Genomic DNA, 17,883 nt, shown 5'->3' with positions numbered 1-17,883 from the left:
GGGTAGTTTTTGGCGGCTCTTGTCAGGAAAGTTGACAGGGCAAAGTGGCGGAAATTGGTTTCTGCGGGCGTCAGCTGTCGGGTTTCTTTACAACTGACGCCTGCAGGGAGGGCAGATGGTTTAGCGGGTATTCCTGCGCGACAGAGAGCGCATGGCGGTGGCGCCGAGGCCGCAGGCCATGAGGATCAGCGCAAACAGCGGCAGGGTGGGCACCGGCTCGACGGGCTCCGGCGGTTCCGGCGGGGCGTCGTAGGTCATTGCCCAGGTCATGGTCAGATCGTTGACACCCGGTGACGGCGAGTACTGCAGCACGACAGTCACCAGGTCGGTGTCGCCGCTGAGGGAAGTTGCGGCGGCGCCGAGAATGTTGGGACAGATGTCCACGTTGGGTACGGCCGGCGGGGTACAGGTGGTGGTCGAGTTGGTTCCGACGGGGCCGGGGCCGCTGTAATCGATAACGAGCGTGCCGGCGGCGGTGAACACCTCGCCGACGGAGCCGGGCGGGGTGATCATGGTCAGTTCGTAGGTGTAGTCCAGCGTCAGGATGTCGCCGGCCAGACTGGCTGTGGCGGTGCCGGTAGCGCTGGCGTCGTAGATGCCGGAACCGGCTAGTGCGCCGGTGCCGGTGGCGGTGCCGCTTTGTGCCTGGCTAAGCGCAGACAATAGTGTGAGGGCGATGCAAGTCAGCCCGCGAATGATGGTTTTCACTGGTTTAGCTCCCCTGAAAAAGTAATAGTCCCCTGTCGGGTCTCGCCAAGATAATCAGAAAACTGCACCAAATCAATTGGTTAAATTGCAATTTGGTATATGAGGATAAGTGCTGTGAGCCGTGTATCAGTGGCACAGGCGTTGCATTAGTACGCTCCATCTCACTTCACAGCAGGTATTTGGCAGTGAAAACGTTCCCGTTTAGTGCTGAGGGGGTCACTTTCAGAGTGTCGCATGCACCGAACTTGGGCGCACTAGCGCTTTCGTGACTTATGTCACAAAGTCTGCAAAATATTTGCGTTTCATCAGGGATTCATCTTTCATTTTTAGCATGTGGTCTATACTCGGGTGCACTGGGGAGGGCCGAGCCCCTACTTTTTGAGTGGTTGCTGAGCGGGGTCGGCCCGATTATTGCATGTTGTGATTGTGTGCCTCGTCAACTTTTACGAGGGGTAGATAGGGGACGAAGGCGTGCCACACTCCAAGGCGGTATCCATGGAATTTGAAAAATTTGTCTTCACTCCGGCAGGCAGCGGCGACGCCACCCTGGCGGTAGCAGCCTGCCGCGCCGGCGCTGTCGGCGTACTCAACCTTGAACTGTTGTCCGATCCCCTGTGCTTCGAAGCGCAACTGGGGCAGTTGGCCTGTTTTGCCAAGGGGCACAAGTTCGGTGTCAAGGTCGATACGTTCAGCCACAAGCTGGTGGATCACCTGTGTGAACTGGCTCCCGCGGGGCTCGCCTACCTGTTCGTCGATGCGGCGCTGGTAGAGCCGAACCGAGTGGCGGTGGAGAAGCTGCGCAAGCAGGGCGTCACCCTGCTGGCCGAGATCCACAGCAGCGAATTCGACCTGGGCCCGGTGGAAAACGCCGTCGATGGCCTGTTGCTGAAGGGCCATGAATCCGGCGGACTGGTCGGCGAGGAGAGCAGTTTCATCCTCGCCCAGAGTATTCTCAAACGTACTGAGCTTCCCCTTTACCTGCGCGGTGGCGTCACCCCGCACGTTGCTTCGGCCCTGCACGCGCTGGGTTTCCGCGGCTGCGTGCTGGACAACCAGGTATTGCTGCTGGACGAAAGCCCGCTGCGCGATACCCTGCGCCCGCTGGTCGCCAACCTGGTCGGCAATGAGGCGCTGGCCGTGGGCGATGGCGCCCGCGGCACCTATTTCCGTTTCCTCATGCGTCCGGGCAATCACGCAGCCAAGGCGCTCGCCGAAGAGGCGGGCACCATGGGTCCCGCCGAGTTGCGCGAACTGGTCACCGACAAGCTGAGCTGGGAAGAGCCCGCCAAGAGCATCGTTCCGCTGGGCCAGGACATTGCCTTCGCCGGCGCCTACGCCACCCGCTACGGCCACCTGTCAGCACTGCTGGCAGCGATCGACACCGCTATTGACGAAAACCTGGTCATGGCCGCGCGCCAGAATATCCTGGCCCCGGGCAGCGCCCTGGCTCAGGGTCTGGGCGTCAGTCTGCCCATCGTCCAGGGCCCGATGACGCGGGTTTCCGACTGCCCCAAATTCGCCGCAGCCGTGGCCCGTTCTGGTGCATTGCCCATGTTGGCCCTGGCGCTGGTCAAGGGCGAGAAGCTTGAGCAGATGCTCGCCGAGACCCGCGAACTGCTGCCCGAGGAACCCTGGGGCATCGGCCTGCTCGGCTTCGCGCCGCGCGAGTTGCTCGACCACCAGATCGAGGTGTGCAAGGCCTACAACCCGGCCTATGCGATCATCGCCGGCGGCCGCCCGGACCAGGCTGCCAGCCTGGAGGAATCCGGCATCCCCAGCTTCCTGCACGTACCCTCGCCAAACCTGCTCAACCTGTTCATCCGCGATGGCGCGCGACGCTTTATTTTCGAGGGACGCGAGTGCGGCGGCCACATCGGTCCGCTGAGCAGTTTCGTGCTCTGGAGCAGCATGATCGACGTGCTGCTCACGCAACTGGACAAGCAGCCCGAACTGGCTGGCGAACTGATGATCCTGTTCGCCGGCGGCCTGCACGACGAGGTCTCCTCGGCGGCGCTGCAGACCATGGTCGCGCCGCTGGCCAAACTCGGCGTGCGCATCGGCATCCTGATGGGCAGCGCCTACCTGTTCACCGAGGAAATCGTGAGCAGCGAGGCGGTGGTCCCGGCGTTCCAGGATGAAGCAATCAAGTGCACCAAAACGGTGAGCTTGGAATCCGGCCCCGGTCACGCCAGCCGCGCCGCACACACCAAGTTTGCCGACGCGTTCTTCGAGGAGCGCCTGCGCCAGCTCAAGGGTGGCGGTCCGGCGGACGAAGTCCGCGGCGTCCTCGACGATCTCATCCTCGGTCGCCTGCGCATCGCCTCCAAAGGTACCGTGCGCGATGCGGATACCGGCAGCCTGGTGGAGCTCGACGAGACCACCCAGCGCGACGACGGCATGTATATGCTGGGCCAGGTCGCGGCCCTGCGCGACAAGGTACTGACCGTCGCCGACCTGCATAGCGCGGTCATCGACGGCGCGCGCGAGCGCATCGAAGGCATGCTGGAGTCGCGCATCGACGAGGCCGCCGAGAAAGTCGCCGGCCTGGATATCGCCATCGTCGGTGTTGGCGGCCTGTTCCCCGGCGCCCACACACCCGCCGAGCTGTGGGAAAACATCATCGACAAGATCGATGCGATCACCGAGATTCCCGCTCACCGCTGGGACTGGCGCCTGTATTTCGACGAAGACCGCAACGCGAAGGACAAGATCTACTCGCGCTGGGGCGGCTTCATCGACGATTTCCCCTTCGATCCGATGCGCTACGGCATGCCGCCGAAGTCGCTGACCTCGATCGATCCCATGCAGTTGATGGCCCTGGAGGTCACCCGCCGCGCCCTGGCCGATGCCGGCTATGAAGAGCGCGAGTTCGATCGCGAGCACACGTCGGTTATCGTTGGCGCCAGTGGCGGTACCGGCGACGTCGGTATGCAGTACGGCCTGCGTTCGGAGTTGCCTCGCTTCAACGGAGAACTGCCGGACGAGATCGCCGACCAGCTGCCGGAGTGGAGCGAGGACACCTTCGCCGGCATCCTGATCAACGTGGTCGCCGGGCGTATCGCCAACCGCCTGAACCTCGGCGGCACCAACTTCACCACGGACGCCGCCTGCGCCTCGTCGCTGGCCGCGATCTACCAGGGTATTTCCGAACTGCTGCTCGGCCACAGCAACATGGTGCTGTCCGGCGGTGTGGACACCGTACAGGGGCCCTTCGGCTACCTGTGTTTCAGCCAGACCCAGGCGCTGTCGCCGCGCGGCCGCTGCCGCACGTTTGACGCCACCGGCGACGGCATCGCTATTTCCGAGGGCGTGGCGATGATCGCCATGAAGCGCCTGGAAGACGCCGAGCGCGATGGCGACCGCATCTACTGTGTGATCAAGGGCGCCGGCGGCAGCAGCGACGGCAAGGCCAAGGGCCTCACCGCACCGCTGCCCGCGGGCCAGCTGCGCGCCATGCGCAACGCCTACGCCCGCGCCGGGTACGGCCCGGATAGCGTCAGCCTGTTCGAGGCGCACGGCACCGGTACCGTGGCCGGCGATACCGCCGAACTGGAGAGCACCACGACCCTCGCGGTCGAGGGTGGTGCCAAGCCGCGCAGTGCGGTGGTGGGTTCGGTGAAAACCATGATCGGCCACACCAAGGCCTCCGCCGGCGTCGCCGGCCTGGTCAAGGTGGCCATGGCGCTGTACTACAAGGTGCTGCCGCCGCACATGAATGTCGAAACGCCGAACGCGGTGCTCGCCGACCCGCAGTCGCCGATGTACCTGCTCGATGAGGCGCGCCCCTGGCTGCCGCGCCTGGACGTGCCGCGTCGCGCGTCGGTCAGCGCCTTCGGTTTCGGCGGCACCAACTTCCATATCACCGCCGAGGAATACAGCGGCGAATACCGCAGCTGGATGCGCAACCCGCTGATGGCCAAGTGGCCCGCGGAACTGTTCGTCTGGGCCGCGGACGATGCCGAGGAACTGCGCGGCCAACTGGCCGGGCTGCAGACCCAACTGGCGCTGGGCGTCGACCTCGAGCTGCGCGACATCGCGCGCGCCCTGGCCGAGCAGATGGGCGACGGCGAACACCGCGCCTTTGCCGTGGTGCGCACCCAGCGCGACTTGCGCGACAAGCTCGACGCGCTGCTCGGCGCTATCGACAAGCCGGAGAGCAAGCTGCCCCCGGGCACCGGCATCTCCGACCCCGCGACCCTGGGCAGTGGCAAGCTCGCCTTCCTGTTCTCCGGGCAGGGCAGCCAGTACACCGACATGCTGCGCGAACTGGGTGTCTTCCTGCCCGTGTTCCGCGACACCTTTGCCGAGGCGGACAGCTGCCTGGCGGCGCCGTTCGGCAAGCGGTTTGGCGAGGGCGCACAGCTCAGCCAGTTCATCTTCCCGCGTGGTTGCTACACCGAGGCGGAGCAACGCGCCGCCTCCCAGGCGCTGACCAGTACCGATGTCGCCCAGCCCGCCCTGGGCACGGCGTCCATCGCCTACCTGCGCATGCTCGATTCCCTGGGCCTGAAACCGGACATGGTGGCGGGCCACAGCTACGGCGAGTTCACCGCCCTGCACGCCGCCGGCGTGTTCGACTTCGGCACCCTGATGTCGCTGTCCGAGGCGCGCGGCCGGTTGATCGTCGACGCCGCCCGTGAGGCGGGTAGTGAACTGGGCACCATGGCCGCAATCAACGCCGAGCGCGACAAGGTCGAGCAGATTATTGCCGGCATCGACGGGGTTATCGTCGCCAACCACAACGCGCCGCTGCAGATCATCGTCTCCGGCTCCCAGGACGGCGTGGCCAAGGCCATCGAAGCGTGCAAACAGCAGGGCGTGGATGCCACCCAGATTCCGGTGGCGGCGGCTTTCCACTCCAGCTTCGTGCGTCCGGCGCAGCAGGGCCTGGCGGAAATCATTTCGTCCACCTCCTGGAAAAAGCCCGAGGTGGAGGTGTACTCCAATACCAACGGTATCGCCCACGGCGATTCCGTCGAGAGCCTCAAGGGCACCATGATCGAACACCTGGTGCAGCCGGTGGAGTTCGTGAAGGAAGTGGAGGCCATGCATGCGGACGGCGCCACTGTGTTCGTGGAACTCGGTCCCAAGTCCGTGCTCACCCGCCTGGTGGGTCGCATCCTCGGCGACAAGCCGCACACCGCGATCGGACTGGACGACCTGGGCGGCGGCCTCTACGGCCTGCTGGCCGGACTCGGCCAGGTGTTCTGCAGGTCGCGCGAGTTCGACATCATGGCGCTGTTCGCCGGCCGCGACTGCCTCGACTGCGACCTCGATGCCCTGACCGAGACCCGGCGCACGCCGCCGGTGCCCGCCCATGCCTGGATGATCAACGGCAGTGGTGTGCGCCGTCCGGATGAGGCCGCGGAAACCATCGGCATCAACATCGATAAGGACGCAGTACCTGTTCTCATCCCCGCCGCCCGTGCGGGGGCCGCGTTTGCGGCAACTTCGGCGGAGGCCAGCCGCCAGTCACCGCAGGCACCGGATTCATCGGTACCTGCCCGGCCGCAATCGCAACCAGTTAATTCAACTATCGGTAAGACGGGAGCCAGAAATATGGGCAAATTCCAGAGAATACAAAGTGTCCCGGCATCGGTGATGTCGGAATACTTTGAAACCATGCGGCAGTTCCTGCATACCCAGCAGACTGTCATGTCAACCTACCTGGGCAGCGCACCGCCCGAGCAGTTCGAGCGCTCGGTGGCGAAGTCCGGCGGCACCATCGGCAACTTTGCTCCGTCCATGCTGATGAGCCCGCCCGCCATGGAAGTGCCCGAGGAAGTCGCCCCGGTGGCCAAGGCTGCCCCGGCACCGGCACCGGCGCCCGCACCTGCGGCACCTGCCCCGGCACCTGCGGCCGCCGCCCCGGCTCCGGCCCCGGTTGCAGCACCCGCTCCGGCGCCCGCCGCCGCAGCGCCTGCACCGGCCGCTCCTGCCGCTGCCGGTCTCGACCGCGCGGCGATGGAAGCCAAGCTGTACACGATCATCGAGGACACCACTGGTTATCCGAAGGACATGGTCGGCGCCGACCAGAACCTCGAAGGCGACCTCGGCATCGACTCGATCAAGCGTGTCGAGATCGTCGGCAACCTGCTGCAGGAGCTGCCGCCGGTGTACGCCGAGACCATCGGTGACGGCCGCAAGGAACTGGTTTCAGCCCCCACGCTGAACGCCATGCTGGATATCCTCGACAAGATCGACGCGGGCGCCGCAGTGGAGGCAACCAGCCCTTTTGATCAAGCCGGGGCAGAGAGCACTACCGTAGAAACTGCGCGGATTCTGCCCCGGCACGAGGTTGTACCCGAAGTTGAACAAATCCCCGCCAACGCGCTGCACAGCAGCGCGCGCGGGGCCGTATTGCTGACCCGCGATGCCCGTGGCATTGCGGAGGCGCTGGCGGCGCGGCTGGAAAAAGCCGGCTTCAGCCCGCGCCTGCTGAACGCGGACGACCTCCGCGTCGAAGGCGGCCTGGATGCCTTTGAAACCCCGGCGGATCTCGCCGGCTTCATCCACCTGGCCGCGATCGAAACACCCTGGCTGCCTGCGGATGCGCCGCTGGCGGCATTCCAGGCCGAGTTGGCGGGCAACGAGGAACTGCTGTTCCGCCTGACCGGTAAAGTGTTGCCCTTCCTGCAGGAGACCGCCGGTGTCATGGCAGTCACCGCGCTGGGCGGCAACTTCCTGCACCTGCCGGCGGCCGACATGCCCGCGGGCATCTCCCTGCAGGGGGGTTGTATCGGCCTGATGAAGAGCCTGTGGGAGGAGCGTCCCAGCCTGCGCTGCCGCGCGGTCGACCTCGACCCCGCCAGTTCGCTGGAGGCCTGTGCCGACGCACTGTTCGAAGAATTCACGCTGTGTGGCGGCCGTATCGAGGTGGGTTATCCCGCCGGCCAGCGCACGGTGTTCCGCACCGTCGAGAAGCCCCACGAGATCGCCTTCACCGAGCAACCGCTGGCGCAGGAATCGCTGGTGGTACTGGCCACCGGCGGCGGTCGTGGCGTCACCGCCGAAGTCCTGCGTCCGCTGGCGCGGCCCGGCAACACCCTGATCCTGACCGGCCGCTCGCCGCTGGTGGAAGAGAGCGATGAACTCGCCGCGCTGCCCGATGAAGTGGCCCTGCGCAACCACCTGTTCGCCAAGGTCCGCGCCGGCCAGTCCGAGCTGACCCCGGTCGAGGTCAAGCGCGAGGTGGGCCGCATCCTCGGCCTGCGCGAGCTGCGCAACAACATCCGTCAGTTCACCGAGAGCGGCGCCGCGGTCGAATACCATGCGGTAGATGCCGGCGACGAGGCGGGCATGGCCAAATTCATGGCCGGGCTGTACGAACAGCACGGTCGCATCGACGGCATCGTGCACGGTGCCGGCATCATCGAGGACAAACTGGTCCAGGACAAGGCCATCGAAAGCTGGCGCCGGTGGTGGGCACCAAGCTCTACGGCCTGCTCAACCTGCAAAAACTAGTGCGTCCCGAGTCGCTGAAGTTCTTCACCGTATTCAGCTCGGTGGCCGGCCGTTATGGCAACAGTGGCCAGAGCGACTACGCCACCGCCAACGAATTGATGAACCGGGTCTGCCAGCAGCTGAGCTCGCAGTGGCCGGAGCATGTGCTGGTGCGCTCGTTCTGCTGGGGCCCCTGGGGGGCGACCCGCTTCGGTGCTGGCATGGTCACCAGCGAAGTCGAGGCCAAGTTCGCCGAGAAGGGCGTGGCGCTGATCCCCGCCGAGGGCGGCGCGGAGCACTTCGTCAACGACCTGGTGTATCCCACCGGTGGCGTGGAAGTGATTTCCGGCCAGGGTCCCTGGGAGGCCTGGGAGGCCAACGCCGGTCGCTTCGTGCTCGACGAGTCCGCCGATGCCAGTGCCGCGAGCAGCGGCGAGGACACCTACGGTCCGCTGGTGGGTGCTGCCCAGCATTCCATCGACCCCAAGGGCGAACAGCAGATCATGTTCTCCCTCGACCGCCGCCACGTGTATCTCGACGATCACCTGATCGATGGTATCCCGGTGCTGCCCGCGGCAGTTGCCCTGAATATCATGGCCGAGGCCGCCGACGCCCTGTGGCCGGACTGGACCCTGACCGAGATTCACGAGCATCGCCTGATCAAGGGCATCCAGGTGGAGTCCTACCCGATGCCGCTGATGATCCGGGTGATCCCGGCGCCCTACGGCGACGCCAGCGGCTTCGAAGTCCAGGTACAGCTGCGCTCCGGCGACGGCGAGACCCTGCACTACCGCTGCGTGGCGCGCCTGGAGCAGCATCTGGACGCGGCGCCGCTGCACAAGCCCTCCAAGCACGCCGACAAATCGGTGAGCGCGGAGATGGCCTACAGCGACTGGCTGTTCCACGGCCCGCGCTTCCAGCTGATCGAACGCATCAACGGCATGTCCGAAACGGGCTCAGCCTCGACCATGATGCACACCCGTCCCAGCGAATGGATCACTGGTGCCGACCCGGCCCGGCAGTGGCTGTTCGACCCGGGCGTTGTCGATGTCGGGCCGCAGATGGGCCTGATCTGGGCGCGCCACTACCGCGGCAAGTCCGCGCTGCCCGCCCGCTTCGAGCGCGTGGTGCGCTACGCCGACGGCCTTCCCGAGCAATTCGAGATGCATTTCGAAATGCGCCCGGGCAGCGCCGATTACAAAGTCCTTGCCGATGTCTATTACTGTGACAAGAAAGGCAGGGTCCTGCTCGCCATCGAAGGCATGGAGTGCATCGCCAGCGAGGAACTCAACCGCCTTGGCGGTACCGCTCCCGGCGCAAGCGAGACGAAAAAGCTCGCCTGACCGGGAAGATCGCCAACACATTTGCACGCGTTGACTGTTAAGGCAGGGGAAATTAGTGAGCGGTGAAATCGCCATAATCGGGATGGCTTGTACCTTTCCGGAGGCAGCTGATCTCAAGTCATTCTGGAGAAACATCCTGGCCGAGCGGGACTGTATCGGTGACCCGGTGGAGTCCTGGGACGCGCCGCGCTATCTCGCCTCGAACCGCATCTACACCGCCGCCGGCGGCTGGCTGAAGGATCTTTACCGTTTCGATCCCAAGCCCTTCGGTATCATGCCGAACTCCATCGACGGCGGTGAGCCGGACCACTTCATCGCATTGAAAGTGGCCCGCGATGCCCTGATCGACGCCGGTTACGATGCGCCGGACTTCGACCACAGCGATACCGGCGTGGTGCTCGGCCACAGTACCTACCTGCACCGCGGCCAGGCCAGCGTGCTGCAGCACAACCTGGTGGCCGACCAGACCCTGGAAATGCTGCGCGAGCTGATGCCCGATCTCGGCGATGAGCAACTGGAGACGCTGCGCCAGCGCATGCTCAAGCAGTTGCCGCAGTTCAATGCCGACGTCGCACCCTCGCTGGTGCCCAACGTGATGACCGGCCGTATCGCCAACCGGCTCAACCTGCGCGGCCCCAACTATATTCTCGACGCGGCCTGTTCCTCCTCCCTGCTGGCGGTGGGCGCGGCGATCGACGAGCTGCGCAACCACCGCAGCCGGATGATGATCGCGGGCGGCGTCAACGCCTCGCTGCCGGCGGAAGTCTCGGTGATTTTCACCCAGCTCGGCGCGCTCAGCCGCCGCGGCCGGGTACGTCCCTTCGAGTCCGGCAGCGACGGCACCCTGCTCGGCGAGGGTTTGGGCATGGTGGTGCTCAAGCGCCTCGAGGATGCCCTGGCCGACGAGGACCGCATCTACGCGGTGCTGCGCGGGGTGGGACAGGCCAGCGACGGCCGCGCCACCGGCCTGCTGGCACCGAGCATGGACGGCGAACTGCTGGCCATGCAGCGCGCCTACGAGCAATCCGGCGTCGACCCGTCCAGCCTGGGCATGATCGAGGCCCACGGCACCGGCATCCCGCTCGGCGACCGCACCGAAATCACCGCGCTGCGCACCCTGCTCGGCGAACGCACCCGGCCCATGGGTTCGGTGGCCATAGGCTCGGTGAAGTCGATGATCAGCCACTGTATTCCCGCCGCGGGCATCGCCGGCCTGATCAAGTCGGCACTGGCCCTGCACCACCGTGTGCTGCCGCCGACCCTGTGCGATGAGGTCAACCCGGAGTTGCGTATCGGCGAAACGCCGCTGTACGTGAACACCGAGGCGCGGCCCTGGGTCAGCGCCGGCGGCGCACCGCGCCGCGCCGGGGTCAACTCCTTCGGCTTTGGCGGCATCAACACCCACGCGATTCTCGAGCAGGCGCCCGCCGAGGCGAAGCGTCCTGCCACCCTCGGCACCATGCCCGCGGAGCTTCTGCTGTTTTCAGCGGAGTCGCCCGCCGCGCTGTCCGAGGCACTGGATCGCCTGGAAAACTACATTGCCGATTCCGTCTCGGTGGAGTTGGTGGATGTTGCCGCGACCCTGGCCGAGCAGTTCGAGCACGGCCTCTGCCGACTCGCCATGGTCGCAAGTGACCTCGACGACCTGGCCAAGAAGATCGGCCAGGCGCGCAAGAAACTCACCGGCAAGGACGCGGACGCCGCGCGCTGGACCACCCGTTCCGGCGTGAGCTATGCCGCCGAGCCGCTGGAGGGCAAGCTCGCCTTCCTGTTCCCGGGTGAGGGCTCCCAGTACCCCGGCATGTTGCGCGACCTGGTCACCAACTTCGGCGTGGTCCAGGAATGGTTCGATTTCTGGGATGGCCTGTACGCCGACCGTGACGGCCCGCGCCGCTCGGACATCATGTTCCCGCCGAAGAGCGAGCTCAACGACGCCATCGGCAAGGAACTGGAAGCGCGCCTGCACACCATGGACGTCGGCTCCGAGGCGGTGTTCGTCGGCGGCCAGGCGATGTTCGCCCTGTTGCAGGATTTCGGTATCGAGCCCGACGTGATGCTCGGCCACAGTTCCGGCGAGTCATCCGCGCTGGCCGCCTCGGCGGCGATGGGCGGGCGCTCCCCGGAGAAACTCGCGCACTTTATTCGCGACCTCAACCGCGAGTACGAACGCGTGCTCGCCGATGGTCAGATTCCCACCGGCGTATTGCTGGCGGTGGGCGCGCTCGACCAGAAGGTGGTCGAGTCCTATCTCACCGACGATGTCGTGATCGCCATGGAGAACTGTGCCAACCAACTGGTACTGTTCGGCAAGGATATTCATATCGGCCCGGTGGAGTCAGCGCTGACCGCCGCCGGCGGCATCTGCATCCGCCTGCCTTTCGACCGCGGCTACCACACGCGCTGGTTCCACGCGATGACCGAGGCCTTCCAGGGTTTCTACAAGCGCTGCAAGCTGTCCAAGCCCTCGGTGCCGCTGTACTCCTGTGCCAGTGCCGGCCTGTTCCCGGCGCGCGCCGCGGCGGTGCAGGCGCTGGCCGCCGAGCAGTGGTCGAACAAGGTACGCTTCCGCGAGACCATCGAGCAGATGTACGCCGACGGCGTGCGCATGTTTGTTGAGGTCGGTCCTTCCGGGAACCTCAGCGCTTTCGTATCGGATATTCTCGCCGGCAAGGACAGCCTGGTGATGGCCAGCAACCAGCGTCGCAAGAGCGATGTCGAGCAGGTCCTGCAACTGGCGGGCAGCATGTTCGTCAACCATCGCCTGCCGGAGCCGGGCCGCCTGTTTGCCGGCCGCGCCTACCGCTCGCTGGACTGGGACACCCCGGACAAGGGCACGCTGCCGGGCATGCTGCTGGACAACACGCTGCCCCTGCTGCGCTGGAAAGACCAGGGCCTGGCGGAGTTTGCCGCCCCCGCCGCGAATGCGGCACCGGCCGCCACAGTGCCTTCTGTTGCGCCTGAAAGTGCAGCGCCGGCGGCCCCCGCAGCGGGCCACAGCGGTCCGCAGGATGCGGCGGAACCGCCGCCGGTCGCCCAGCAGGCGGATGCCCCCGCGCAGCCGACCCCCATGGTCGCACCGGCGGTAGACGAGGCCATGCGCGAACACTTCGAAATCATGCGTGAATTTCTCGCCCGGCAGGACGCGGTGCTCGAGAACCTCGCCGCGGTCGAGGCGGAATACCCGGCAATCGATTCCGACATCGATGCCTTTCCTTTCCTGAGCGATATCACACGCAGCGACGACAACCGCCTGAGCGCGGCCTGTCGCCTGAGCGTCTACGAAGATCGCTTCCTGCTCGACCACGTGCTCTCCGGCACCACCAGCGAGTCGGACCCGGAACTGTTCGGCCTGTCCTGTGTGCCCCTGATGGTGAGCCTGGAAATCATGGCCGAGGCAGCCGCCGCGCTGGTCGGCTCCCGCGACCTGAGCGCCATCGCCAGGGTCAGTGCCTTCGACTGGATCGCCCTCGATCACGCCGAGGCCGAACTGCAGGTGCAGGCAGAAAAACTCGACGACACACGCTGCCGTGTACAATTGATGCGCGACAAGCAGATGGTGGTCACCGCCGAATACCTGTTCGACGGTGAATGGCACCTGCCGCCGGTGGCGCCGGTGAGCGCGGCCCAGACCTACCGCTGGCAGGACCACGAACTGTACGAAGTGGGCATGTTCCACGGCCCGGTGTTCCAGAGTGTCACCGGTATCGCGGCGGTGGATGAGCAGGGTATCGACGCGCGCCTGTCGCCCTGTACCCTGGACGGCTTCTTTGTGGCCGGCGCGGAGCCCGCGTTCATCGTCAACCCGGTGCTGCTCGATGCGCTGGGTCAGGTCGCCGCCTTCTGGATCGCCCAGCAGGTCGGCACCGATTACAACTGTTTCCCCTCGACCATCGAGCGCATCGAGTTCTACGCCAACTGCCCGCGCGATGTCGAGGACATGCACTTCATCGCCCGGCAGACGCCGCTGCGCCCGGACAAGACCGGCCCCGAGGCGGACCGCCTGTGGCAGGCCGAGTGTGTCGACGGCGAGGGCCGCTCCCTGTTGCGCGTGTCCAACCTGGCGAATGTCTACTTCCCGGTGCCGCACCGCTTCTACCAGTGCCGCCGCAGCCCGCTTGAGGGCTGGATGGGCGCGCCGCTGGATGGCCTGGGTGACGGCAGCGTGCTGCTGTGGCAGGTGCAGAACTTCGCCGAGCAGTTCTTCACCCAGTCCAGCGGTGTCTTCATGCGCATGCTGGTGCACTCCACGTTGAGCATGGACGAACGCCAGCAGTGGTATGCCCTGGATGTGCCGTTCCGCCGCCGCATGGAGTGGCTGATGGGCCGCATCTGCCTCAAGGAGGCGGTGCGCTACTGGCTCTACCAGCAAACCGGTGAACTGCTGTATCCCTCGGATATCCTCGTCCTGCACAACGAGGAGGGCGCGCCCTACGTCGACGGCTGGTGGAACGGTCAGTTGGAGATGGCGCCGGAGGTGTCGCTGAGCCACGACCGCAGCCTGCTGGTGGCGGCAGTGGCCGAACCCGGCTGCAGCGTCGGGGTGGATGTAGAACACGTCGGTCGCATGCAGCGCCCGGAACACGTGATAGCCAGCTTTACCCCGGAGGAGCAGGGCCTGGTAGCCAACCTCCCCGAGGAAGTGCTGCAGGGCAAGGTATTGCAGATCTGGTGCGCCAAAGAGGCGGCCGCGAAATATTTTGGAGTCGGAATGAAGGGGGATCCCACGCTGTTCAAGGTAATCTTCAGTGATGAGCAGTGGCAACACGCTCAGGTCATGTACGGGCAATACCCGGTGTACGTCAACATCCTGCAACAGCGCGATACTATCCTTGCGCTGGCCAGCAACACACAATGGGTGAAGAACCAATGAACGCCGCCGTGAGACCGCCTTTTTTCATCCTCTGTCCGCTGCGCTCGTTCTCGTCGCTGGTGTGCGGCATGCTCGGCCAGCACCCCGATTTCCTCGGGCTGCCGGAACTCAACCTGTTCCTGGATGACTACGTTTCCGACCTGCACCGCAAGCTGCGTCGCCGCGGCCGCGCCCACGCCACCAACGGGGTATTGCGCGCCCTGGCCGAACTGCAGTTCGGCGGCCAGAGCGAAGCCAACGTCGACGAGGCCCAGCACTGGCTCAACGAGGCCGACCGCAGCTGCCAGGACGTGTGCGACCACATCATCGCACTGGCCTCACCGAAGGCGATCATCGACAAGAGCCCGGCCACGGTGATGAAGCCCGAGCACCTCGATCGCATGTACGAGATGTATCCGGATGCTTTTTTCCTGCACCTGACGCGGCACCCGCGGCCGACCTGCAAGTCGATGATCGACCTGGTCAGCCGCAACTCGGAGTGGGGCGGCAAGTTCGATTCCGAACGCATGGACCCGGAGAATGTCTGGCTCCAGGCGCACACCAACATCGTCGAGTTCTGCAGCAGCCTGCCGCTGGGCCAGAGCATGCGCATCCAGGGCGAGCAGTTGCTCTCCAACCTGGAGATCTACCTGCCGCAGATATTCGAGTGGCTGGAGGCGCGCACCGACGCCGAGGCGCTGGAGGAAGTGATGCACCCGGAGCGTTCGCCGTTTGCCTGTGAGGGCCCGCAGAACGCCAAGTACGGCAACGACCCGAACTTCCTCGCCAACCCGGCGCTGCGCCGCGGCCAGGTGAAGACGTCCACCCTGGAGGGACCCCTGGACTGGAACCCGGAGGCGGAATTCCGTCCCGAGACACTGAAACTGGCCAGGGAGTTCGGTTACCAATGAGCGCAGACGTACAGACAGCAGGGGCGGGTATGCCGGCGGAGTCAGGATTCAGGCCGATCGGCCAGGAAGGTATGGGCAACCCCAGGAGCAAGGTCGCGCACTGCCTGGCCTGGTTCAAGGGATATGTTTACCTTGGCGTGACCCATCACAAGGGCATGGGCGCACATGACCGCGCGCGCATCCTGCGCTGGGATCCCGCCAGCGGCAACTGGGAGACAGTGTACGAGTCCCCGCTGGTGGAGGCGGACGAGCGCGCCAACCCGCAGGACGTCCTGCGCAAAGGCCAGATGTCCGGCGGCGGCCGCGGTCGCAAGGCGCGCGAGGAAGTGGAGCCGATGGTGCCGCTGTACCGCGGTTTTCGCAGCATGCTCGTGTACCAGGGCCCGTCGGATGACGAGCCGGCGCTGTACATCAGCTCTATCTGCCACTGGGGTGCGCGTATCCTGCGCACCCAGGACGGCGTCACGTTTACCGAGCTGTCGGACCCGGGGCTGGTCGACGAATCCTTCCTCTCGTTCCGCTCGCTGACCAATTTCAACGGCAAGGTGTTCTGTGCTCCGACCGGCGCCGTGCGCGACGGCTACATGGACCGCAACTTCGCCGGCGATACCATCATCTTCGTCACCGACGACCCGACATCGAATGCCTGGGTGCCGGCGATGGAGCCCGGCTTCGGCGACGACACCAACAGCTCGATTTCCCGGCTGGTGGTGTTCAACGGCTTCCTGTACGCCAGCGCCGGCAATCCGCGCAAGGGCTTCCAGCTGTACAAGACCGACGCCTCGGGCGAACCGCCCTACACCTGGACGCCGGTGCTTACCGACGGCGCGCAGCGCTACAATCTCAACGAGACGGCACCGACCATGATCCCGTTCAAGGGTGCCCTGTACATTGGTTCGGGCCTGCCGGGCATGGGCAAAGACAGCGCCAACGATGTCGGCCCCGCCGCCTTCGAGCTGATCCGCCTGAATGCCGACGACAGCTGGGATCTGATCGCCGGAGAGCCGCGCTTTACGCTGGACGGCCTGAAAGTACCGTTCTCCTGCATGGGTCCGGGCTTCGACGACTTCTACAATTCGGTAATCTGGGCAATGGAAGTACATGACGGCTATCTTTATGCCGGTACGCACCATTGGCTGATTTTCCAGGCCAAGCTGCGCCGCCAGCCGGAAGTCGGTGGTTTCCACCTGTGGCGCAGCAGTGATGGCGACAACTGGGAAGCGGTGACCCTGGACGGGTTCGGCTATCCCTACGAGGTGGGCATCCGTACCCTGCTGTCCACCCCGGAGGGCCTGGTGCTGGGCACCTCGAACCACATGGAGGCCAGCCAGTTCGGCATGCGCCGCGATCCCAGCGAGGGCGAACCGGCGGGAAGCGGTTGCCAGGTGTGGCTGGGCCAGGACCTCTGAACGGGGTCCGGCTTATGAAATTTTTTGCAAAGATTGGGTAGGGACTTCGGCAGCCAGCGTGCTGCCGGTATAGTTGCAACATCTGAACGACGCATAAATGCGACAGGAGAAATGAAACATGAGCGATTCCACTGAAAACAGGCGTAGCCGGCTGCGGGCCCTGCGTGAAGGCGCCCCGGCATCCGAGCCGGCCCAGGAGGCCCCCGCGCGCGGTGGCCGTCGCGCTGGCGCTGGCGGTGGTGGCGGCGGTCTGCGGGCCAAGATGCTGCAAACCCTGAAAACCGTAGAGCCTGGCGATACCCTGGTGGAAGGCACGGAAATCAGCCAGCAGCAGCTCGAAAAGCTGATGCAGCGCCTGGACAAGCGTGAAACCGAAGGCAAGGGCGGCAAGATGAAGGAAAAGATCGTCGCCGCACTGAGCCCGATCGAAAGCGATGACGGCTTCCAGTTCAGCGCCGAAGGCGTGAACAGCCTGGTCAAGTTCCTTGAGGAAGAGCCCAAGCGCGGTGGCGCCGGTGGTGGTGCCCGTCGCGCTGGCGGCGGTGCGCGTGCCGGTGGCGGTGCCCGTGCTGGCGGCGGCGCTCGCCGTGCCGGTGCTGGTGCAGGCCGCGGCGCAGGTGCCGGTCGTGCAGGCGGCGGTCGTGGCGCAGGTGCCGGTCGTGCTGGTGCCGGTGCAGGTCGCGCCGGAGCTGGCGCAGGCCGCGCCGGTGCGGGCCGTGGCGCTGGCGCAGGTCGCGCTGGAGCCGGTGCAGGGCGTGCCGCGGGCGCTGGTCGCGCTGGAGCCGGTGCAGGCCGTGCTGCAGGCGCAGGTCGCGGTGCTGGTGCTGGCCGCGCCGGCGCAGGTGCCGGTCGTGCAGCCGGTGCGGCTCGTGGCGCTGGAGCGGGCGCTGGTCGTGCCGCTGGCGGTCGCGCCGGAGCAGGTGCGGGCCGCGCTGGTGGCGGTCGTGCCGGAGCCGGAGCAGGTCGTGCCGGTGGTGGCGGTCGTCCGGGTGCAGCGCGTCGCATGGGCGGCGGCGGTGGCGGTCGTCAGGGCGGCGCAGGCGGTGGTGCCGGCGGCGGTCTGCGCCAGACCATCGAGGAACTGCGCCAGAAGGTCGACGCGCTGTCTGGCAGCGAAGAGTCCTGACACCCTGACGGGTGGGCAAATCGAACCGGCTTCGCGAGGCTCGCGAAGCCGGTTTCAGCAACACATCGAGATTTAGACATGCGCGGACGATTCC

The 17,883-nt window shown here is 65.8% G+C and carries 6 protein-coding genes and 1 pseudogene; 6 read left to right on the top strand and 1 reads right to left on the bottom strand.

From position 1 onward, the window contains the following. Positions 1 to 120: 120 nt before the first annotated feature. The gene (locus E4634_RS00690) at positions 121 to 708 is read right to left on the bottom strand and encodes a hypothetical protein (RefSeq protein WP_135440675.1); all 588 of its coding nucleotides are present in this window, start codon (positions 706 to 708) and stop codon (positions 121 to 123) included. A 495-nt stretch (positions 709 to 1,203) separates the two neighbouring features. Here E4634_RS00690 and E4634_RS00685 point away from each other — a divergent pair. The 6 genes and pseudogenes from E4634_RS00685 to E4634_RS21395 form a co-directional block, all read left to right on the top strand. After that, positions 1,204 to 8,859, top strand: a pseudogene (locus E4634_RS00685) (KR domain-containing protein); the annotation flags it as partial. 170 nt (positions 8,860 to 9,029) lie between these two features. Further along, entirely contained in the window at positions 9,030 to 9,494 is a 465-nt protein-coding gene (locus E4634_RS22055) for a polyketide synthase dehydratase domain-containing protein (protein WP_353511668.1), read from the top strand. Positions 9,495 to 9,549: 55 nt separating this feature from the next. Further along, positions 9,550 to 14,364, top strand: coding sequence for a type I polyketide synthase (locus E4634_RS00680; protein ID WP_206046747.1), 4,815 nt, complete (start codon positions 9,550 to 9,552; stop codon positions 14,362 to 14,364). An 8-nt stretch (positions 14,365 to 14,372) separates the two neighbouring features. Then, positions 14,373 to 15,254 carry a sulfotransferase family protein gene (locus E4634_RS00675; RefSeq protein ID WP_167854699.1) on the top strand — a complete coding sequence of 294 codons (882 nt, stop codon included), beginning with the start codon at positions 14,373 to 14,375 and terminating at the stop codon, positions 15,252 to 15,254. Next, on the top strand, positions 15,251 to 16,663 hold the full coding sequence (locus E4634_RS00670) for a hypothetical protein (protein WP_135440673.1): 1,413 nt from the start codon (positions 15,251 to 15,253) through the stop codon (positions 16,661 to 16,663). The genes E4634_RS00675 and E4634_RS00670 overlap by 4 nt, the downstream gene beginning before the upstream one ends. A gap of 506 nt (positions 16,664 to 17,169) precedes the next feature. Next, positions 17,170 to 17,865, top strand: a complete 696-nt coding sequence (locus E4634_RS21395) for a hypothetical protein (RefSeq protein ID WP_167854698.1) — start codon at positions 17,170 to 17,172, stop codon at positions 17,863 to 17,865. The last annotated feature ends 18 nt before the right edge of the window (positions 17,866 to 17,883 follow it).

The sequence above is a fragment of the Mangrovimicrobium sediminis genome (assembly GCF_004745945.1).
GTDB lineage: Bacteria > Pseudomonadota > Gammaproteobacteria > Pseudomonadales > Halieaceae > Mangrovimicrobium > Mangrovimicrobium sediminis.
This window is presented reverse-complemented; position numbering and strand designations above follow the sequence as displayed.

Excerpts from the sequence above, each read along its gene's own strand:
- E4634_RS22055 (WP_353511668.1), top strand. The coding sequence starts at position 9,030 with ATGGCCTACAGCGACTGGCTGTTCCACGGCCCGCGCTTCCAGCTGATC.
- E4634_RS00670 (WP_135440673.1), top strand. The coding sequence starts at position 15,251 with ATGAGCGCAGACGTACAGACAGCAGGGGCGGGTATGCCGGCGGAGTCA.